The organism is Oribacterium asaccharolyticum ACB7, from assembly GCF_000238075.1.
GTDB classification, from domain to species: Bacteria; Bacillota; Clostridia; order Lachnospirales; family Lachnospiraceae; genus Oribacterium; species Oribacterium asaccharolyticum.
The window spans coordinates 463,932-485,776 of sequence record NZ_JH414504.1 but is presented as its reverse complement, the minus strand read 5'-3'; the positions used below and the strand labels follow the sequence as shown (position 1 = coordinate 485,776).

At 41.9% G+C, this 21,845-nt stretch carries 17 protein-coding genes and 1 pseudogene; all 18 read left to right on the top strand.

The window, feature by feature from the left end; genetic code table 11:
* The first annotated feature begins 6 nt into the window (after nucleotides 1-6).
* The 18 genes and pseudogenes from HMPREF9624_RS12350 (at nucleotide 7) to HMPREF9624_RS02105 (ending at nucleotide 21,736) form a co-directional block, all read left to right on the top strand.
* Nucleotides 7-1,282 (top strand): annotated as a pseudogene (locus tag HMPREF9624_RS12350) (aminotransferase class V-fold PLP-dependent enzyme).
* Between the two features lie 23 nt (nucleotides 1,283-1,305).
* Nucleotides 1,306-2,001, top strand: a complete 696-nt coding sequence (locus tag HMPREF9624_RS02185; protein ID WP_009536337.1) for a B3/B4 domain-containing protein — start codon at nucleotides 1,306-1,308, stop codon at nucleotides 1,999-2,001.
* Between the two features lie 272 nt (nucleotides 2,002-2,273).
* Complete coding sequence (locus tag HMPREF9624_RS02180) at nucleotides 2,274-3,563, top strand: double-cubane-cluster-containing anaerobic reductase (RefSeq protein WP_009536336.1); 1,290 nt, start codon at nucleotides 2,274-2,276, stop codon at nucleotides 3,561-3,563.
* A gap of 53 nt (nucleotides 3,564-3,616) precedes the next feature.
* The gene (locus HMPREF9624_RS02175; protein ID WP_009536335.1) at nucleotides 3,617-3,871 is read left to right on the top strand and encodes a DUF3343 domain-containing protein; all 255 of its coding nucleotides are present in this window, start codon (nucleotides 3,617-3,619) and stop codon (nucleotides 3,869-3,871) included.
* Nucleotides 3,872-4,019: 148 nt separating this feature from the next.
* Nucleotides 4,020-4,955: a C40 family peptidase gene (locus HMPREF9624_RS02170; protein ID WP_009536334.1), complete on the top strand. Its 936-nt coding sequence runs from the start codon at nucleotides 4,020-4,022 to the stop codon at nucleotides 4,953-4,955.
* Between the two features lie 250 nt (nucleotides 4,956-5,205).
* Nucleotides 5,206-6,003 carry a L,D-transpeptidase family protein gene (locus HMPREF9624_RS02165; RefSeq protein WP_242822606.1) on the top strand — a complete coding sequence of 266 codons (798 nt, stop codon included), beginning with the start codon at nucleotides 5,206-5,208 and terminating at the stop codon, nucleotides 6,001-6,003.
* A gap of 8 nt (nucleotides 6,004-6,011) precedes the next feature.
* Complete coding sequence (locus HMPREF9624_RS02160) at nucleotides 6,012-6,869, top strand: YitT family protein (RefSeq protein ID WP_009536332.1); 858 nt, start codon at nucleotides 6,012-6,014, stop codon at nucleotides 6,867-6,869.
* Nucleotides 6,870-7,141: 272 nt separating this feature from the next.
* Entirely contained in the window at nucleotides 7,142-8,050 is a 909-nt protein-coding gene (locus tag HMPREF9624_RS02155) for a hypothetical protein (protein WP_242822605.1), read from the top strand.
* A gap of 14 nt (nucleotides 8,051-8,064) precedes the next feature.
* On the top strand, nucleotides 8,065-9,033 hold the full coding sequence (locus tag HMPREF9624_RS02150) for a tRNA dihydrouridine synthase (protein ID WP_009536330.1): 969 nt from the start codon (nucleotides 8,065-8,067) through the stop codon (nucleotides 9,031-9,033).
* Nucleotides 9,024-10,127: a flagellin lysine-N-methylase gene (fliB, locus tag HMPREF9624_RS02145; protein WP_009536329.1), complete on the top strand. Its 1,104-nt coding sequence runs from the start codon at nucleotides 9,024-9,026 to the stop codon at nucleotides 10,125-10,127. The genes HMPREF9624_RS02150 and fliB overlap by 10 nt, the downstream gene beginning before the upstream one ends.
* 134 nt (nucleotides 10,128-10,261) lie before the next feature.
* A complete protein-coding gene (locus tag HMPREF9624_RS02140; protein ID WP_009427960.1) occupies nucleotides 10,262-11,746 on the top strand; it encodes a DUF1846 domain-containing protein in 1,485 nt (494 codons plus the stop codon).
* 329 nt (nucleotides 11,747-12,075) lie between these two features.
* Nucleotides 12,076-13,911 (top strand): NAD(P)-binding protein, encoded by a 1,836-nt coding sequence (locus HMPREF9624_RS02135; protein ID WP_009536328.1) that lies wholly within the window; start codon nucleotides 12,076-12,078, stop codon nucleotides 13,909-13,911.
* Nucleotides 13,905-15,641 carry an NADH-dependent [FeFe] hydrogenase, group A6 gene (locus tag HMPREF9624_RS02130; protein ID WP_009536327.1) on the top strand — a complete coding sequence of 579 codons (1,737 nt, stop codon included), beginning with the start codon at nucleotides 13,905-13,907 and terminating at the stop codon, nucleotides 15,639-15,641. Before HMPREF9624_RS02135 ends, HMPREF9624_RS02130 begins: the two co-directional genes overlap by 7 nt.
* A 383-nt stretch (nucleotides 15,642-16,024) precedes the next feature.
* Nucleotides 16,025-16,942 (top strand): ABC transporter permease, encoded by a 918-nt coding sequence (locus HMPREF9624_RS02125; RefSeq protein ID WP_009429462.1) that lies wholly within the window; start codon nucleotides 16,025-16,027, stop codon nucleotides 16,940-16,942.
* Between the two features lie 18 nt (nucleotides 16,943-16,960).
* Nucleotides 16,961-18,013, top strand: a complete 1,053-nt coding sequence (locus HMPREF9624_RS02120) for an ABC transporter permease (protein WP_009536326.1) — start codon at nucleotides 16,961-16,963, stop codon at nucleotides 18,011-18,013.
* Nucleotides 18,014-18,026: 13 nt separating this feature from the next.
* A complete protein-coding gene (locus HMPREF9624_RS02115) occupies nucleotides 18,027-19,037 on the top strand; it encodes an ABC transporter ATP-binding protein (RefSeq protein WP_009536325.1) in 1,011 nt (336 codons plus the stop codon).
* Nucleotides 19,037-20,017, top strand: coding sequence for an ABC transporter ATP-binding protein (locus HMPREF9624_RS02110; RefSeq protein WP_009536324.1), 981 nt, complete (start codon nucleotides 19,037-19,039; stop codon nucleotides 20,015-20,017). Before HMPREF9624_RS02115 ends, HMPREF9624_RS02110 begins: the two co-directional genes overlap by 1 nt.
* A gap of 45 nt (nucleotides 20,018-20,062) precedes the next feature.
* Nucleotides 20,063-21,736 (top strand): peptide ABC transporter substrate-binding protein, encoded by a 1,674-nt coding sequence (locus HMPREF9624_RS02105; protein ID WP_009536323.1) that lies wholly within the window; start codon nucleotides 20,063-20,065, stop codon nucleotides 21,734-21,736.
* Nucleotides 21,737-21,845 lie beyond the last annotated feature (109 nt).

Sequence of the window (21,845 nt, the reverse complement as noted above, 5' to 3'; positions counted from 1 at the left end):
AGACAGATGAAAACGGAAAAAATTTATCTGGATAATGCCGCAACTTCCTTTCCGAAACCGGAAGAAGTTCCGAAAGCGGTTTACGATTACATGACAAAACTAGGTAGCAATGTAAATCGGGGCGGATATGCGACTGCCTATGATACGGAAACCGTTGTCTTTGAATGTAGAGAACTGATTGGAGCCTTATTTCATGCGCCGGATTATAAAAATGTCGTATTTACAAGGAATATCACGGAAAGTCTGAATGTGGTACTAAAAGGTCTTTTGCATAGTGGAGATCATGTCATTGTTTCTTCCATGGAGCACAATGCGGTAATGCGGCCTATCAGACAGTTGGAAAAAAAGGGAGTCAGCTTTACAAGAGTGCAGTGCGAGTCGGACGGAAGCTTAAAACCGGAAAAGCTCTTAAGCTGCATTCGTCCGGAAACAAAGGCGGTAGTGATGACGCATGCCAGTAATGTTTTCGGTACCATGCTTCCTATTCAAGAAGTGGGCGCTTTTTGTAAAGAAAACGGATTGGTTTTTATTTTGGACTCGGCACAAACAGCCGGCGTTTTTTCCGATCGATATGGAGAAAATGCAGATTGATATTCTCTGCTTTACCGGTCACAAAGGACTTCTCGGACCGCAGGGGATAGGCGGCTTTATTCTTCGAGATGAACTTGTTATGAAAATTGAACCTTTGATTTCCGGAGGAACCGGAAGTCTTAGCAATGTAGAGACGGTTCCGGAGTTTATGCCGGATCGTTTTGAAGCGGGCACACCGAATTTACCGGGAATTTTCGGCTTGCATGCCGCTTTAAACTGGATTAAAAAACTTGGAGAAGATAGTTTATTAAAGGCGGAAAGCGCAAAAGAACACAGCTCTATGCGAAAACTATCGAGTCTTCCTTCACTTTCTCCGGAACATTGCTTTGAAGCCTCTCTGCAAAAAATCAGAGAACATGAATTAAGTCTTACTGCATTATTTCTTAAACTTCTGGAGCCTCTGGAAAAAGAAGGAAAATTAAAAATAATCGGGAAAAAAGATACGGAAATGCGTACCGGAGTGGTTTCCATTCAGACTCTAACAAGAGAACTTTCCGATACGGCTTTTCAGCTGGATACACGCTATGGTATTATGACGAGAGTTGGCCTGCACTGCGCCCCGTCCGCCCATAAAACCATGGGAACTTATCCGATGGGAACAATTCGTTTTTCCTTTGGCTTTGCGAATACAGATCAAGAAGTAAAGATAGCTGTCGATGCTCTGAGGGAATTATTGAAGGAAGAAAAGTAAATTTTAGCAAAGGAGATTTTTCTATGAAAATTATTGTGGACAAAAGTATTGCCGATTTGGGGAAAAAGAGTATTGTGATTGCCATTGCTAAAAACGTGGATCCTGCTGCAAAGCTCTCGGACGCCTTCCTCGAGAAGCAGAAGAAGATGGAAGAGTGGGCTCTGAACTGTGATGCCGAGGAAGCGTCGAAGCATCCGGTTAATCAGGGCTATATTGACTCTATTTCTGCAGTAGGAAGAAGTACTAAGAAGAATCCCCCTACGGCTGTAGCACTTATTCAAAATATCAAGCGCCGCGGCTCTATGCCAAATATTAACAGCATTGTAGATATCTACAATGTGGAGTCCCTGCATTCTTTCCTTGCTATCGGAGGACATGATTTCGATAAGATTGATGAAGAAATCTGCTTTACGGTCAGCAAAAAGGAAGATATTTTTTACCCGATTCTTGCCCCGGAGAAGTATGTGGCGGAAACGGATTATGTTTACAAGGATAAGAAGGGCATTATGGCTTGGATTGATGTTCGTGACGGAGAAAACTACAAGTTTGACGAGAATACGAAGAATGCAATTTTTATCATCCAAGGGAATGCCAATACTTCCGTAGAGATGCGCCTGGAGGCCTTGGAGCGTATCCGAAAGGATATGGCGGAATGTATGCCGGATATGGAATTTACTACACATGTTATTACTTATGGAGAGGAGAATACGGAAATTTAGACAAAAAATTTATAAAGAATCTATATAAATCCATAATTTTATACAAACTCACGATTTCTCAAGTTCTTTTTCACTCGGTATAATGATATAGAAACCATTTTGTGTTATCGAGGGACTTATGGAGCGTGAGTTCCCTCAAAGACATCGGAACGATTTCCGGTGTCTTTCTTGATTCATAACGAGTATCGCGCATAGTGTGCAATATTTCGTTCATAACAAACATTGTGTATAGCTTGTTATGAATCCAAAAGTTTTCTTCAGGAGGTTAAATTATGGACAAGAACCATCAGATGTGGTCCGATCTGGGGATGGATCTGGACAAACACGACTTACTTTGTGCCGCCCTTCCGGGTGCATTCGGCGATGTGTTTTTAACGCAGGAGAACCGTCCGAAAGGGATGGATTATTTCAATATGGTTACTGCGGATATTCACGGGATTCGTCCTGCAGAACTGATTGCAGCACAAAAAGAAGGCAGAAAGGTCATTGGTACATTCTGTGTCTTTGTTCCGGATGAGGTAATTATTGCGGCAAACGGAATTGTTACCGGTCTTTGTGGCGGTTCCCAGTTCTGGGTACCGGAAGGAGAAAAGGTACTTCCGGCCAATACCTGCCCCTTGATTAAGGCATCTGTCGGTGCAAGACTGGGTAAAACCTGCCCTTATTTCCGTATTGCCGATATGTTTGTGGGAGAGACGACCTGTGACGGAAAGAAGAAGGCCTACGAAATTCTTTCCGAAGATGTCAAGATGCACATTATGCATCTTCCACATGGAAAAAGACCGCAGGACGCAGCTGCCTGGGATAAAGAAATTCTTGATTTTGTTAAAGTCATGGAGGACTTTACGGGGAATAAAGTCGATATTGATAAGTTAAATCAAGCTATTCATATTGTAAATGAAAAGAGAAAGGCACTGCAAAGACTCTATAATTGCAGAAAAAATACTTGCGTACCGATTAGCGGAAGAGATGTGCTGCTCATTATGCAGATTGCTTTCTTTGATGATCCGGAGCGTTTGACGGCTCAAGTCAATACGCTTTGTGATGAGCTGGAAAAGAGGATAGAGGAGGGAATTTCCGTATCTCCGAAGAATGCTCCGAGAATTTTACTTACCGGTACACCGATGGCTATTCCGAACTGGAAGATGCATAATATTGTGGAAACCAGCGGTGGAATCGTGGTTTGCGAAGAAAACTGTACGGGAACCCGTTATTTTACCCATACTGTAAAAGAAAACAACAAGACCATGGAAGAAGCTGCTTCCGCCCTTACGGAACGTTATTTCAACAATATTCATTGTGCTTGCTTCACTCCGAACCCGGAAAGAATCGACGATATCCTAAGACTTGCCAAGGAATATCAGGTAGACGGTATTCTCAATGTAAACTTAAAGTTCTGTAATCTCTATGCTACGGAAAATTACTTTGTAGAGAGACGCTTAAAGGAAGAGGGATACAAGGTATTAAGCCTGGAAACCGACTATGAAGACAGCGATGCGGAACAACTGAGAACTCGTGTCAGTGCTTTTCTCGAAATGATTGAAGCGAATAAAACTAATTAATTGAATAGTTAACATACATAAAATATTTTTATACAATATGGTGATATTTCAAAATGTTAAATTATTACATTTTATTTGACAATCATGAACAGGCAATAAAAATGCATAGAGACTTGCAAAATGCAGGGATTGATTCCGTTATTGCGCCCACCCCTCGTTCGGCCAGTCTATGTTGTGGAGTGTGTTTAAGAATCAAGAAGGAAGATTATCAGAACCTGGAGCGTTATCTACAGGAAAATAAAGCTGTATATCGAGAAATAAAAGAAATTCAGGAGAACTTGAATCCGAAAAGAGATGCTTATTTATAAAAAAATGTCGCTACAAAAAAGAGCGACATTTTTTATAAACTTACAAAAACCTAAACTTTTGAGAGTAAAACTTACAATTTAAGTTTTGTTCTTGTGAAAAGAGAAGCTTTGCTTTATGATAAACAAAGTTTAGAAGAAGAGGTTTAGTATGAGAAATAAGAAATTTTTAGCTCTATGTTCGATAGCTGTTCTTTCTGTGTTTTTGGCTGTTCCTGCCTATGCCGGGCAATGGCAAAAGGGGAGCGGAAAAAATAAAAATAAATGGTGGTATAATCACTTGGACGGAACTTATCCTAAGTCTGCTTGGGCATGGATTGACAGCAGTGGAGACGGTTTTGCGGAGTGTTATTATTTTGATGGTCAAGGATGGTTACAAACCAATAAAACAATTGACGGTTATACTGTAGATTCCACAGGAGCCTGGATTGAAAATGGTGTTGTAAAGTTGAAGTCCGTTAGTGAAGCGGGTGTATTTACGAACGGAAAAAATGAATATAGTACCGGTACCGTGGAGATGGAAGGTGATTTGAATCTTGGCACGGAAGTGAAGGAAATTAAAGAAAATTCCATTTCCGCAGGAAAGAATACACTGATTGGAAAGTCCACTCAGCCGGATAAAAAATCACAGGATAAGAAGGATGGAAGCGATATCCTGGATTTGACCGACTCTTTCGGAGATCCGGATTTGGATACGATTAACGCTGCGCTGAATGCTAACACGGATATGAGTGATTTAATCAGCTATGCTCGTTCCTTTATTGGAGTGCTTCCCTATAAAACAGCCGGCAGTTCTCTGATCAATGGTACGGACTGCTCAGGTTTTACACAGCAGGTGTTTAAAAAGTTTGGAATATCCATTCCGAGAGACTCCAGATCTCAGTATGCGGCAGCCATTAAAATTTCCGAAGCGGACTTACAACCCGGAGATTTGATTTTTTACGGTTCTTCTCCAAGCACAATCTATCATGTCGGTATTTATTCCGGTAATGGTACCATTATTCATAATACAAGAACAGGAGACTTTGTCCGGGAACACGACTACCACTATGCAAAGACTTACGGTTTTGGAAGATATCTTCGTTGATTTATATTTGTAAGTGTTTTTGGGAAGATATATTTGTAAGGTATTACGAGACGGTTCGACCGTCTCGTTTTTTTGAAAATATTCTTTTTTGTATAATGTCATTCCCTTTAAATATTTTCTTATTTGCCTTTCTGTCTTCATATTTACAGAAAGAAAAAAATTGAGTATTATAGCTAGGTCTTGGCGAAACGAGATATCGCACGCTTTGCGCATGATACTCGTTATGAATTAGAAAGAATAATTTGAAAATATGAAAATAAATAAATTTAAAAACAAAACATGGATTATTTTTTTGCTCCTCTGTTTTTCTGTCGGGTTCTCGGTTTTTGCAGGTCCCGGAGAAGAGTACCGGAGGAAGCTTGAAGAAAAGAAAATTGCAGAAGAGGACAACAAAAAACCTTCTTATGAAGCAATAGAGTTTGATGATAATCTTCCGGAAAGTCAATCCGATGAAAAGGAAGAAAGAATCGGAAAGGCTCTCTTTGCATCTAAGGTAGGGCAGAGAGAATCCCAAGTCATTTTGGTATTAGACCACCAATTGAGCCTTTGGAATAAAGGAGAGGATCGTTATTTTAAGCTGAAAGAGTGGAAAAACGGTTACGGAAGAAAGGGAATGAAAAAGGCGGAAGAGCGCAAAGAAGGAGATGAAACGAGTCCTATAGGTGCATTTCCGATTTCCTTTGCCTTCGGCTTTAAGGAGAAAGAAAATACTTTGTTGCCTTATCGTCAAATCAAGAAAAATTCCGTCTGGTCCGGAGAAAAATCCACTTACAATCAGTGGGTGGAAAAAGAAGTTCCTGTTGCGGGCGAGCAGCTTTGGAACTATAAGATTTGCTATGAAAAAGCGCTTGCAATCGGTTTCAATCAAGATCCTGTTGTGTACGGGAGGGGATCGGCTATTTTCTTACATATCAAAGCCCCCGGTACTTGGGAGAGCGCAGGTTGCATTACAATAGAAAAGTCTTCTATGGATGAGCTATTGCCTTTATTAAAAGAAAAACTGAGTATTCTGATTCTTCAAAATGAAGAGGAAATCAAGGATTACTAGGAGGAAGAATGGATAAGAAAAAAAGAGTTATTCGAGATTATATTTTTATTATTGTTGGAAGTTTTCTGATTTCCGTGGCATCCCTATCCATTTACGATAGGGCGGAACTCGTTATCGGAGGAGTAACCGGTGTATCCATTATCATCCGTCATTTATTTTCCGTACCGCTGTGGTTGAGTTATACATTGATTAACGTGCCTTTATTTGTTATCGGTTTTTTTACCAAGGGCGGAAGATTTCTGTTTCGAACGATTGTTTCTACTTTACTCTGTTCTTTTTTTCTGTTTATCTTACCGGCTTGGGAAATTTTGCCCAAAGACGATTTCTTCTTAGCCTCGGTAGTCGGCGGAATCTTTATGGGCTTAGGTTGCGGTATGGTTTTTATTTCGAACTGTACAACAGGCGGAACGGATTTACTTGCCGCAATTCTGCAAACCAAGTTTAAACACATTTCCATGGCTAAGCTGGTTCAATGCGTGGACTCTATGGTTATTCTTTGGGGCTTACAGATTTTTGGTGTAAGAAAGGCTTTATATGCTCTGGTCTCCATCTACGTTTTTACCAAAGTTTGTGAATCCATTATGGAAGGAATGCACTTTGCCAAGGCGGTAACCATTATTTCTCATAAAGGAGATGAAATTGCGAACTATATTATTACCACGATGCATCGTGGCGTGACCGGACTGGACGCCAAAGGAATGTATACTAAAAAAGGCATTACCATGCTGTACTGCGTTCTTAGTAATCGTGAAGTTTCCAATCTGAAAGACGTTGTGAATGATATGGATGAAAAGGCATTCTTCATTATTTCCGATGTACGAGAGGTTCATGGAGAGGGATTTATCAGAAGGGATGAATTGGTTTGATTAGAAGAAATCATAAAAAATGGCTTCTTTTCCTATTGGCAGGATTGTTTTTACTTTCCTGCTTTTTCGTTTCTCCGGAAAAGATTACGAATCAAACTTCTTTTTCTTTCTTTTTGCAATTTCCCTTTATCCGCTATTTTCCCTTTGAATCATTCTTGTATTTGGCGACTTTATTAATTTTGTCGTCTTATCTTATGGAAACAAGAATTCTTTTCTATTTGAGCTATCCTCTTTTACGCTTATGTAAAAGTAAAAGAGGATTACATGCCTGTTTGGTTTTGATCAGTTTCTTTGTTTCTCTGTTTTTTGGAACCGGGATTAGCCTGTATTACACCCTTCCCTTATGTAATGCCACTCTAGGCAGAGAAGAGAATTCCCCTTTTCTATTTATTCATTGTTTTTGTCTGCAGATCCTGGCAGCGGAACTGGGTAGTATTCTTTTGCCCTATACGGCTTTGTCCGATTTTTATTTATTTTTACATTTTAATTATTCACTCCTCGAGTATTTCCGTATCAGTTTTTTGTTTTTCCTCTTTTCTATTCTTTTTTTGCTTCCTTATGTTTTTTGCTTTAAAAAAGAAAAGAATCAAACATTGTCCCCCGGGACGTTGGAAAGACTGCAAAACTCCTATTTCACATTGAAGAAGGAGAAAATTTTAGGAAAGGGAAACTGTTTCTATCCCTTTTGTTTTTTCGGGATTTTGTTTTTCCTTTCTTGCATAAAATGGATTCCAATTCCGCTTTGTTTTGCGCTTACTTTGATTTACACCATCTTCTTTCGACGTAGAGTCATTGCAAGACTGGATTATGATCTCCTAAGCTTGATTGTTCTGGTTTTTCTTATCCGGGGAAATCTTCTTCATCTTCGCGGGTTTTCCGAATTTCTATTACCTTTTATCCAGGGAAGGGAAGCCTCTCGAGCTTTGATTTTATCGGAAATTTTTACGCGTCTTCCGGTCAGTGTGTTTTTGGCGGATCTAAGCACGAAGGGGAGACAATTGATTATCGCCTCTATTTTATCCGCTATTCATCCTTTGGCCTTAAATTACAGTGGAATTATTACTCATTCCATGCTAAAAAACAAAGAGCATACCAAAGTATTTGTTTTGCATTACATTTTTTTACATCTTCAGATGCTGCTCTTATTTGTTTTTCTGGCCTTTTTTACCGGCAATCTATAGATAGGAGGAGCGTTATGAATTGTTATTTTGCACCATTGGAGTCTATCACTTCCTATCCTTTACGAAATACTCATGCACATTTTTTTCCTGAAACGGATAAGTATTTTAGTCCGTTTGTATCGGCAAATGAAGAAGGCAGTTACAGCGGAAGAATTGCAAGGGACCTTAGTCCGACAAACAATGAGAAACTTTATCTTGTTCCACAGCTTATGGGGAAAAACCCCAAGCATATGCTGGAGGTTTTCAAATATCTGCAAAATTTGGGATATCAGGAAGTGAATCTGAATTTAGGCTGTCCGAGCGGAACGGTTGTCGCAAAAGGAAAAGGGGCGGGTATGCTTCGGAATCTGACACTTTTAGAAGAATTTTTCAACGATATTTTTTCGGCACTTCCTAGTGGTCTTTCCATTTCGGTTAAAACACGAATCGGTATTTCGGACAGCTCGGAAACGGAAGACATTTTCTTACTTTTTAATGCATTCCCTTTTTCTGAAATGATTGTACATCCTCGTTTACAAAAGCAGTTTTATAAGGGAAATGTAGATTTGGATGCTTTTAGAAAGATTTGCGGCATCTCAAAACATAAATTGATTTATAACGGAGATATTGAAAATATTGCAACGGCAATAAAAATCCGGGAAGAGTTTCCCGAGATTTCGGGCATTATGCTTGGAAGAGGGTTGCTATCCAATCCGGCTTTGGTTCGTGAAATAAAGGGGGGATTGGCTTTACAGGAAGAGGAGTTTAAAGACTACATTTCCGCTGTGGAGGATGCCTTTTCAAAGGAAATAGCGGAGGATAGAAATCTGCTTGCAAAATTAAAGGAATGTTGGACCTATTTTTCCAAGAACTATCCGGGTAGCGTGAGAGGAATAAAAGAACTTCGCAAAGCAAAAAATATGGCAGAGTATCGCAGTGCAAAATATAGAATTTACAGTGAAAGCAGTTTCTACGCGTATAGAGGAGAAAAGGAATGGATATAGAATATCCGAGTTATTATGAAGAATTCAGATGTATTGCGGGAAAATGCAAGGACAGCTGTTGTAGAGGCTGGTGTATCGATGTTGACAGGGAAAGCAAAAAACGGCTGGATAGAATTAAAGGACCTCTTGGAGAGAAGATTAAAGAGAAGCTGAAAGAAGAAGAGGGGAACTATTATTTTCCCTTGGAAGAAAATGGGGATTGTCCCTTTCTTTTAAAGAGCGGCCTCTGTGAAATGATCCTATCCGAAGGAGAAGATGCATTATGTAATGTCTGTGCGTCTTACCCTCGAGTGAAGCAAATCTACGGAAATTATGCCCAATATGACTTAAATGCTTCTTGCGAGGAAGCGTTCCGATTTATTTTGAAATGGGATGGACGCATCGTTCGTGCAGTAGAAGAGGGCATGGGAGAAAAACTTTCAAGAGAGCAGGAGAGAGAGCTTATCCATGTTTTAGCTTTTCGCACTGCTCTTTGGGAGGAGTTATCCTATCTTCCAACCGATTTCAATGCTTTTTTTCTTCATCTATTCCCATTTTTTTTGGAGGGAGAAAGTCAAATATTTCCTCAAAGTGATCATCCGCTAAGAAAGAATAGACCGATCCATGAGCTTCTTACAAAATGGCAGGAACTGGAAGAATATCCTTTCTTAAGCAAGGAGCGGTATTCCGCCTTTTTAAAATGGCAAGACAAAAGTACGGAAATAAATAAGGACTTCGGTCAATGGAAAGAACTATTTAAGAAATACAAAATGAATCCGGAAATACGGTTTAACAGCCTTTCAAAAGAAAAACGACTGGAATGGGAAAACCAAATCGTAGCACTGTGTCGTTATTATCTGTTTCGTTATACTTTGCTTTCCATAAAGGAGACGTCACTCCTTCCTGTATTTTCCCTACTTTATCAAAGCATAGAGTGGATTTATACCGCTTTTGTTTTTATCAACACGGTATCCGATGAGGAAAAAAAGCAATTTTCCTGTTTTTTTGGAGAAGAGCCCGATGTACTGCGTATAGCTGTATTTTTTTCCAAAGAACTGGAACATGATGAAGGAAACATAAGAAATCTTTTATACTTTCTTCCTCTTTTCAACTAAAGGAAAAAGAGTATAATGGGCTGAGTTTGGTACAAAGAATCTATTTCATCAAATCGTTCTGAAGTAGAAATTTATTTTTAACGAGTATCCTGTAGAGTACAGTTTCTCGTTGTAGAAGAAGGGATGGGGAGAACTTGGATAAGATTGGATTTGATAATGAACAGTATCTGAAAACACAATCGAAGCACATCAAAGAGCGAATTGCTAAATTTGGCGGCAAATTGTATCTGGAATTTGGCGGAAAATTATTTGATGATCATCATGCAAGCCGAGTTCTTCCCGGTTTTCAACCGGACAGCAAGATTCGCATGCTTGGAGAATTAAAGGATGATGCTGAGATTGTTATTGCCATTCATGCAGGGGACATTGAGAAGAATAAGGTTCGGGGAGATCTTGGAATCACCTATGATATGGATGTCCTTCGCCTAATCGATGCTTTCAGGGGATACGGGCTTTATGTCGGTTCCGTTGTTTTGACCCGATTTAGCGGACAGGAGGGAGCAATTGCTTATCAAAAGAAACTGGAAGCCTTAGGAATCAAGGTCTATCGTCATTATTCCATTCCGTCTTATCCGTCCAATGTTCCCCTCATTATCAGTGAGGATGGTTTTGGGAAAAATGAGTATATTGAAACCTCTCGTTCCTTGATTGTGGTGACCGCTCCCGGACCGGGATCGGGAAAAATGGCGGTTTGTCTGTCACAGCTTTACCAAGAGCATAGACACGGTATCAATGCGGGATATGCGAAGTTTGAAACCTTCCCGATTTGGAATATTCCTTTACAGCATCCGGTAAATTTAGCCTATGAAGCGGCTACGGCTGACTTAAATGACGTGAATATGATTGACCCCTATCACTTGGAAGCCTATGGAGTCAGTACGGTGAATTATAACAGAGATGTAGAAGTTTTCCCCGTGTTGAAAGCTATGTTTAATACCATTTACGGAAGCTCTCCCTATGAATCTCCAACGGATATGGGCGTCAATATGGCGGGAAACTGTATCATTGATGATGAAGCGGTTAGAAAAGCTTCTCAACAGGAAATCATCCGACGTTACTATCATGCTTTAGTAGAAAAAAGAAAGGGAAGCGGCAGTGATTCCATAGTGGAAAAAGAACAGCTTCTTATGGAAAAAGCAAATGTTTCCGGAAAGGACAGACCGGTTATTTCCGCAGCTTTACAGAAAGCCGAACTGACAGGAGCTCCTGCAGCTGCCATTTCTTTACCAAACGGTTCCATTGTGACCGGAAAAACTTCTTCTTTACTGGGCGCTTGTTCTGCAATGTTACTCAATGCATTAAAGGTTTTAGCGGGGCTTCCGGATGATTTGAAGGTTATTTCTCCGGAAATCATTGAACCGATTCAACACTTGAAGGTTGAGCACTTGGGGAACCATAATCCGAGATTGCATACAGATGAAATCTTAATTGCCTTAACGATTTCCGCAAATACGGACCCCAATGCGGAGAAATGCATGGAACAGTTGGTTAATCTGAATCAGTGTGAAATGCATTCTACCGTAATTCTTTCTCAGGTAGATGAAAAAACACTGGGGAAACTGGGAATCCGCATTACGTCCGAACCGCAGTACCAAAACAAAAAGCTTTTTCACTCATAATTGAATTCATAACAACAGCGAAGCTCGAGACATCTGGTTCTTAACGAGTATTGTGCGCAAAGCGTGCAATATCTCGTTTATCGATAAACTATTGCACCTTTATCGTCGTTTTCTTTTGAAAATGGATAGGGGTGCTTTTTTAGTTTGTCTTTATAAATGTTAGATATATCTAACCAAAAATACTCTGTTAAAAAAATAACTTTTATACATTGTGCACAAAAAAATCCTTCTTTTTTTGTGAGAAAAAAAAAGTAGGCAATGTTATACTGGCTTTGAACACTAGAGTCTTAAGGCGAAAGCGCATCTTGCGTTTTAGCAAAGGAGAAAAAATGAGCAGGTTAATCATTGTAACGGAAAATGAAGCGCAAAAAACCGTGGAAGGTCTATATCGTGACCTGGAACGGAGAATTCAAGCTTCGCAACCGGGATTATGTCCGGTTGATTTGGCAGAGGCATTCTTACATGTTTGCCATTCCCAGTCATGCGGTAAATGTACCCCCTGCAGAGTGGGGCTAGGGCAGTTGGAAAAATTAATGGAATCCGTTTTAAACGGTTCCGCCGATATGGATACATTAAAAACAATTGAAAAGACTGCAGAGGCGATTTATCATTCAGCGGATTGTGCTATAGGCTTTGAGGCTGCAAAGATGGTCCTAAGAGGTATCCGCGGATTTTATGACGATTATGCGGAGCACGTAAAACATGGCAGATGCTTCGCTAAACAGAGTCAGCCGGTTCCTTGTGTGGCACTTTGTCCTGCTCATGTAGATGTTCCGGGCTATGTATCCTTGATTCATGAGGGGCGTTATGCCGAGGCAGTCCAACTGATTCGAAAGGATAATCCCTTTCCTGCCGCATGCGGTTTAATCTGCGAACACCCTTGTGAGCTTCGATGCAGAAGAACTATGGTGGATAAGGCGATTAATATTCGAGGACTGAAGCGCTACGCCGTAGAACATGAAGGAGAAATCAAGGTTCCCCAAATTATGGATAAAACCGGCAAGAAGGTAGCCATCGTCGGGGGAGGACCTTCCGGTTTAAGTGCCGCATATTATTTAAGTATTATGGGACATGATGTAACCGTCTATGAGCAGAGAAAAAAGCTGGGGGGAATGCTCCGCTACGGGATTCCGGCTTACAGACTTCCGAGAGAAATTCTGGATCATGAAATTGAAGGCCTGATGAAGACCGGTTTTCAGGTTAAGACGGATGTAAGTATCGGAAAGGATCTGAGTCTGGCTCAGCTCAAGAAAGATTTTGATGCAGTTTATGTTTCTATCGGTGCTCACACGGATAAGAAACTCGGCATTCCGGGAGAAGATGCGGAAGGCGTTATTTCCGCAGTAGAAATGCTCAGAAATATCGGGGATGATCGGTATCCGGATTTCTCCGGTTTGGATGTTGTGGTAGTCGGAGGCGGAAACGTTGCTATGGACGTGGCCAGATCGGCAGTTCGTCTTGGTGCAAAGACCGTAAAGGTTGCCTATAGAAGAAGACGTGTAGATATGACGGCACTTCCTGAAGAAGTGGAAGGCGCTATTGCTGACGGTTGCGATATTGTTGAACTACATTCTCCGGTTCGGATTGAAAAAGATGAGAAGGGACATTGTAAGGGGATTGTTTTAAAACCGCAAATTATTGGGGGAGTTCGATATGGAAGACCTTCTCCCAAGGATTCTCAGTCTCCCGAAGTTCTGGTAAATGCGGATTTGGTTCTTGTTGCCATCGGACAGGGAATTGACTTCCGTAAGTTTGAAGAATACCAGGGAATCACCATTGAATCGGGACGCATTAATGCTTTGGATACTTCCGCTTTAAAGAATGCTGAAGGAATTTTTGCAGGTGGTGATTGTGTAACCGGCCCGGCTACGGTTATTCGTGCCATTGCCGCAGGAAAAACGGCAGCGGCAAACATTGATGAGTATCTCGGCTTCTTCCATGAGATTGAGTCGGATATTGTGCTTCCGCCTGTTCGTTTTGATGACAATGCACCCACCGGTCGTGTCAATATGAAGGAAAGACCGGCTAATGAAAGAGTCTGTGACTTTAAGCTCATGGAGTACGGTATGACGGATGAAGAGGCTTGCCAGGAATCCGGAAGATGTCTGCACTGTGATCACTTTGGTTATGGAATATTTAAGGGAGGCAGAGAGAGCAAATGGTAAATTGTATAATAGATGGGAAAAAAGTATGTGTGCCGGAACATACTACGATTTTAGATGCGGCAAAAGAAGTGGGTATAACCATTCCGACACTATGTTACTTTAAAAATTTAAATGAAATTGGCGCTTGTCGTGTCTGTGTTGTGGAAGTGGAAGGAGACGCCCGTTTACACGCCGCATGTAACAGCCCTGTACTGGAGGGAATGGTCATCCGTACCAATTCCAAAAAAGCCAGAGAGGCAAGAAAATATAATGTTGAATTGATTCTGTCTCAGCATAATGTCACCTGCACCACTTGTGTTCGTTCCGGAAACTGTTCTCTACAGTCCGTAGCCAATGATTTAAACATCGTAGGAAAAGACTATTTTCCGAAGGATTTACCAAAGCAAAAAGGCTCAAAGACCTTCCCGTTGATTCGTGAATATGATAAATGTATCAAATGTATGCGTTGTATCCAAGTCTGCGATAAAATTCAGGCCACCCATGTTTGGGATGTTATCAATAGTGGAGGAAAGAGTACCGTTGATGTAAGAGACTTTTATCGCCTGGAGGATTCCTCCTGTGCGCTCTGCGGACAATGTATCACCCACTGTCCGGTTGGCGCTTTACGGGAAAGAGACGATACCGATAAAATTTTGGATGCACTGGATGATCCGGAGACCATTGTTTTGGCACAAATCGCACCTTCTATTCGAACAGCCTGGGGAGAAGAGTTCGGCTTAAGTCCGGAGGAAGCAACGGTGGAGCGTTTATCCGCTTGCTTAAAGGAAATGGGCTTTGATTATGTCTTTGATACGGATTTTTCTGCAGACTTAACGATTATGGAAGAAGCTTCGGAGTTTTTACACAAGCTGACACATAATGAAGGACAGTTTCCGATGTTTACCAGCTGTTGTCCGGGATGGGTTCGCTTTATCAAGAGTCATTATCCTGAATTTATTCCTCAGGTATCCACTTCCAAGTCTCCGCAGCAAATGTTCGGTGCAATTGCAAAGAGTTATTATGCGGATATCTTAAAAGTGGATCCGAAGAAAATATTCTCTGTCAGCATTATGCCCTGTCTCGCGAAAAAAGCAGAATGTGCTTATCCCAATATGGTGGATAAAGATGGAAATTTTGATGTCGATGTCGCTTTAACAACCAGAGAAGTGAACCGCTTGATTCGTGCACTGCACATTTCTCCGGCTAAGCTATCCGATAGAGCATTGGATATGCCTCTCGGCATCGGTTCGGGAGCCGGAAATATCTTCGGCGCAACCGGCGGTGTAATGGAAGCGGCACTCAGAACGGCTTATTATCTTGCGACCGGTGAGAATCCGGATCCGGATGCCTTTCAGGAAGTCAGAGGTATGGAAGGATGGAAGGAATCCAGCTTTTCCATTGCCGGAAATAAACTAAAGATTGCAGTAGTGCATGGTCTTGCCAATGCAGACCGTTTACTGAACGCCCTGAAAAACGGTCAAGTCCATTATGACTTTGTTGAAGTTATGGCTTGTCCCGGAGGATGCGTAGGCGGTGGAGGACAACCGATTCATGATCAAGTGGAAATGGCTGCTCTTAGAGCCCCTGTCTTATATAAGCAGGATAGAGAAGGCAGTATCCGCTTCAGTCATGAGAACCCCTCTATTAAGTCCGTATATAAGGATTATTTGGGAGAACCGCTGTCTGAAATTGCCGAGGAACTGCTTCATACCGACCAAAAGGGTTGGTTGATGCCTCAAGAAATAAAATAAACTAAACTTTCGGGATGGAGTTATATCCTGTTGGTTTTCATTTCATCAAAGAAAGTCTGTAAAAAATCGTAGATTGATTACAGACTTTTTTTGATCTTAACGACTATCTTTCGCACATTGTGTGGTATCTCGTTTTAACAAGACATCACTCTCAAAGTATGCGTATTTCATTTTAACAAAACATCATTAGATAAGTTATACAAGAAAAAATATGCAAGCTTTATATAAAACAATAAAGACAATCAGTTTTATTATGGACATAAATTAGTAATTTGAATTTTATGTCTTGAAATCCAAACTCTAATCGTGTATATTCTTCAGTAAAATTTCATTTAAGCCAGCTAAAGACAAATGTTTGTTGTACGTCGCCTTGGGAGGATACTATGCCAAAGTATATCTTGAAAAGAGCCATTATGTCTCTGATAACTGCATTTTTGGTAGCAACCATGACCTTTTTTGTCATGAACATGGTTCCCGGCGGTCCTTTCCTGGCTGAAAAAGCGGTGACTCCGCAGGCACAGGCTGCAATGGAAGCAAAATACGGTTTGGATAAACCGCTCATCAAGCAGTATACGACTTATATGACCGGGCTTCTACACGGTGACTTCGGTCTTTCCATTAAGAAGAGGGGAAGGACCGTAGCGCAAATCATTGCCGTAAAGTTTCCGGTTTCTGCTCGTATAGGAGGCATGGCACTTGTTTTGGCCGTTCTTACCGGGGTGCCTCTCGGTGCGGTTGCCGCCTTCAACAGAGGAAAGTTTTTGGATAATCTCATCATTGTTTTATCCACGGCGGGAATCGCTATTCCTTCCTTTTTATCCTCCACTCTTTTAGTTTACGTCTTTACAACAAAACTTCATTTATTACCTTCTTTAGGCTTAAAGGATGCGCGAAGTTATGTGATGCCGGTCATTGCTCTGGCCCTATATCCCAGCTTTTATATGGCACGTCTTATGCGCTCATCCATGCTGGACGTTATGGGACAGGACTATATGAGAACGGCAAGAGCAAAGGGCGTAACGACTTTCAAATCCATTTTTAAACATGCGCTCCGAAACGCTATTCTTCCGGTTATTACCTATTTGGGACCGCTTCTTGCGTCTCTTATGACCGGTTCCTTTATCGTAGAAAAGATTTTCAATATACCGGGACTCGGTTCCGAATTCGTGAGCTGTATCACCAGCCGAGATTATCCCATGATTATGGGAACGACCATTTTCCTGGCCGTATTTGTTATCGTCATGAATCTTTTCGTGGATATTGCCTATGCTTTTGTCGATCCGCGTATCAAATTAAAGTAGGGAAGGAGAGAACAGCGTATGGAAGAAATCAAGAAAAATCCCCTGAGTATGCAGGTCTCCATGGAGGATTTTATGCCTGCCTCCGGTGAAGATAAAGAGTCCTTGGTCATTATGCGGGAGTCTGTCGGCTTCTGGAAAGACGGTATTCGCAGATTCCGTAAAAACAAGATTGCCATGAGTGCCTTTTTCCTTGTTCTTTTGATTATGATATTTTGTTTTATCGTTCCCGCCTTTTATCCTTATAAGTATGAACAACAGATGAAGGGGTCTGAGCGCTTGGCACCGATGCAATATTCGAAGGTGGAAAAAGCGGAGATGGAAAAAGGAGAGAAGATTTTTCCGCATCTCCTCGGAACGGATCAAAATGGACGTGATTATATGATTCGTGTTCTCGTTGGAGGAAGAGTATCGATGACTGTCGGACTTGTAGCGTCTGTTCTGATTTTAATGATCGGTTCCGTGTTCGGTGCCATAGCGGGATATTTCGGCGGAATTATCGATATGATTATGATGAGAATCGTGGACATTATCTATACCGTGCCGGATGTTTTGATTATTATTTTACTGGCACAGACCCTGAAGTTTCCACTGGAAAAGCTATCCATGCTTCCTGCTTTTACCTGGATGCAGAAACTGGGCTCCAACATGATTTCCATGTTTATCGTCTTTGCCTTACTCTACTGGGTCGGCATGGCCAGAATCGTTCGTTCTCAAATCATGATTTTAAAGCAAAGTGAATATGTTACGGCGGCTAGAGCTTTGGGAGCAGGCCCCGGAAGAATTATTTTCAAACACCTGATTGTAAACTGTATCGGTACTTTAATTGTTACGACGACACTGCAAATTCCGAGTTCCATCTTTACGGAATCCTTCCTTTCCTTCTTGGGACTTGGAGTACAGGCCCCGATGCCGTCCCTCGGTTCCCTGGCCAGTGCGGCACTGAACGGCTTCCAGACTTATCCGGAAAAACTTTTTGCACCGGCTTTCCTGATTTTTATCATCATTTTAAGCTTTAACCTCTTGGGAGACGGACTTCGTGATGCTTTTGATCCCAAGTTAAAACAGCAATAAGAAAGGAGTAAATATGGCAGAAGAGTTTCTTGTAAATATCCAAGAAGAACGACTTTCCTTCTTTACTCCTGCAGGAGAGGTAAAAGCCTTAAATAATGTCAGCATTCAAATGAAGGAGGGAGAGGTTCTCGGTATCGTTGGAGAATCGGGTTCAGGAAAGTCCGTTACAGCCTATTCCATTATGGGTCTTACCGCACAAAACGGAAAAATTGTAGGCGGAACCGTGGACTTTAACGGACATGCCATTCAGAATATGACGGAAAAAGAGCTCCGTAAGATTCGGGGAAATGAGGTCAGTATTATTTTCCAGGATCCCATGACGTCCTTAAATCCGGTATGGACTATCGGAAACCAAATTGCGGAGGCGGTGTCTCTTCATACGGATAAGAAGGGAAAGGCGGCGAGAGACAGAGCGAAAGAACTTCTTGAGCTGGTTGGCATCAACGAACCGGAGAAAAGACTCAAGCAGTATCCGCACGAGCTTTCCGGCGGTATGCGGCAAAGGGTGATGATTGCCATCGCTCTGGCCTGTGAGCCGAAGCTTCTTATTGCCGATGAGCCGACGACTGCGCTGGATGTGACAATTCAGGCTCAAATTCTGGAGCTTATGCAGGAATTAAGAAAGAAGCTTGGTATGGGAATCATCATGATTACCCACGATCTCGGAGTAGTGGCATCCATGTGTGACTATATTGCGGTAATGTATGCCGGTGAAATTGTGGAATACGGTACAACCGATGATATTTTCTACAATCCGAAACACGAATATACCAAGGGGCTTCTCCGGTCTATTCCGAAGTTCCATGAGAAGGATTATTCGAGGCTGGTTCCGATTGACGGTCAACCCGTGGATTTATTAAATCCGCCAAAGGGCTGCGGCTTTGCACCAAGGTGTGCATCTTGCATGAAAATTTGTCTGGAAGTGAAACCCGAAAAGAATTATTACGGGGGAGTACACTATGCCAGATGCCTGTTACAGCAGAAAGAGGATTTCTTAAAGAACTCCGGAAAGGGGGAAGTATAATGGCGGATCATTTACTCGAACTCAGTCATTTAAAGCAGTATTTTCCCGTTGCCGGCAGTAAAAAAGTGGTTAAAGCAGTGGATGATGTTTCTTTCTTTATCAATAAAGGAGAAACCCTCGGTCTTGTTGGAGAATCCGGTTGCGGAAAAACGACCACCGGTAGATCGATTTTACGACTCCATGAGCCTACAGAAGGGAAAATCGTCTATGACGGAGAAGTGATTTTTGATTCTGAAAAGGGAATCAAGAAAAACATGCTTCCTTACAGAAGAAAGATGCAAATGGTTTTCCAGGATCCTTATGCGTCGCTTGATCCCAGAATGACCGTAGAGGATATTGTCGGAGAAGCTATTGACATTCATAAGCTTTGTAAGAATAAGAAGGAGAGAAGAGAGAAGATTTTATCCCTTCTTTCTACAGTAGGACTGAACTCCGAGCATGCGAACCGTTATCCGCACGAGTTCTCCGGAGGGCAGAGACAAAGAATAGGAATTGCCAGAGCGCTTGCCGTAAATCCCGAATTTATTGTCTGTGATGAGCCGGTATCCGCTCTTGATGTCTCCATTCAGGCGCAGGTTGTGAATATGTTTGAGGATTTGCAGGAAAAGTTCGGCTTGACTTATCTCTTTATTGCGCACGACCTTTCCATTGTAAATCATATTTCATCCCGAATCGGAGTCATGTATCTGGGACACCTCGTGGAACTTGCGGACAGCGACCAAATCACCTTCCACTCGATGCATCCCTATACCAGATCCCTTATCTCGGCAGTACCGATTGCCGATCCGAAGGTGGCCAGAGCCTCACATAGAATTATCCTGAGCGGAGACGTACCGTCTCCTCTAAATCCGCCTTCGGGTTGCCCTTTCCGGACTCGCTGTCCCTATGCGGATGAACAATGTGCATCGGAAACACCAAAATTCAAGGAAGAGCAAGCGGGACATTTTGTAGCTTGTCATCATTTAGACCGACTAAATTAGTTACCTGCTATCTTAGGATAGTGTAGATACAGAAAAGGAGGGTATATGAAAAAGACAAAATTAATTAGTGCTATGCTCCTTGCTGCAGTTTTACTTTCAGCTTGTGGCGGAGCAAAGACTGTTGACGGCACCAAGTCCGGCAGTGATGCGGCAAGTGAACAAACTGCGGAAAAGACCTCTGCCGGCGGCTCTATCGATGTGCAGATCGGTTCTTCTCCGGAGACCATGGATCCGGCTTTGAATTCCGCTGCCGATGCGGCCAACATGATTCTTCATGCGTTTACGGGACTTCTTACGGTAGACAAGAATCAAAACATTGTGGGCGGTCTTGCAGAGAAATGGGAAACTTCTGAAGACGGGTTAACTTGGACCTTCCACCTTCGCCCGGACTTAAAATGGTCTGACGGATCCGACTTAACAGCAGAGGACTTTGTCTACAGCTGGAAGAGACTTGCCGATCCTTCACTTGCGGCTCCTTATGGCTATGATTTATTGAATATGATTGAAGGCTATGATAAGGCCGCAAATGGTGACTTGGATGCTTTAGCTGTTTCAGCACCGGATAGCAGTACTTTTGTAGTAAAGCTAAGTAATCCCTGTACTTATTTTGATAAAATTGCTTCTTTCATCTCCACATCTCCAGTACAAAAAGCTACCGTTGAAGAAAATGGAGACGAATGGTCTACTAAGCCGGAGACCTATATTACCAGCGGTCCCTATAAAATGACGGAGTATGTAGACGGTGACCATATTACCTTTGAAAAGAATGACTACTACTATGATGCGGCAAATATTACCTTCGACAAGATTGTTTTCCATCTGATTTCTGATGATAATGCGGCATATACCGCATATAATCAGGGAGAACTCCTTCTTGCCAAAGCGATTCCTTCCGAGGAAATTCCGAACCTAGCCGGAAAAGAGGATTTCCATGTGGATCCCATGATGGGAACTTACTATGTGTCCTTTAATACACAGAAGGCTCCCTTTGACAACCCGAAGGTAAGAGAAGCACTTTCTCTGGCTATTGACAGAAACTATGTTGCTAACACGATAATGCAAGGTACTTATTCTCCGGCAGTGAACTTTGTAGGCCCAGGTATCAGTGATGCTGCAAAGGACTCTCAGTTTGCGGAAGTTACAAAAGAGAAGTATGGCGATTTCTTTAATAATGACGACTATGATGCCAATTTTGCAAAGGCAAAGGAACTTCTTGCCGAAGCTGGCTACCCGGACGGCCAAGGCTTCCCGCAATTTTCTTATCTCACGAACGATACCGGATATCACAAGGCTGTAGCGGAGTATCTGCAGGACGTATGGAAGAAGCTTGGCCTTAATATGACAATTGATATCCAGGAGTGGAAGACGGTTACGGCAAATCGTCGAAACGGAAACTTTGATGTGGCACGTAACGGTTGGGTAATGGACTATGATGATCCTTCCAATATCATTAACCTCTTTGAAACCGGTAACGGTAACAATGACGGTAAGTACAGTAATCCTGAATTTGATAAGCTTGTGGAAGAAGCAAGAAGCACAGCAGATGTGGAAAAGCACTATGATTACCTCCACCAGGCAGAGCAGGTTATTTTAAAGGATTACGGTATGGCTCCTATAGCTTACTACAGCGAGTTCTATCTCAAGAGTCCGAAGCTTCAGAACGTATGGTATTCTCCGACAGGATATTACTACTTCATGTACGGAACCTTGGCAGAGTAATTTTACAGAAATAAATTCGGAAAACTTAAGTTTTCTTTTACGACGAAAAAGGCTCGGAAGAATTGCCGAGCCTTTTTTTGTATGGTAAACTAGGGCATTAGAAAGAGGA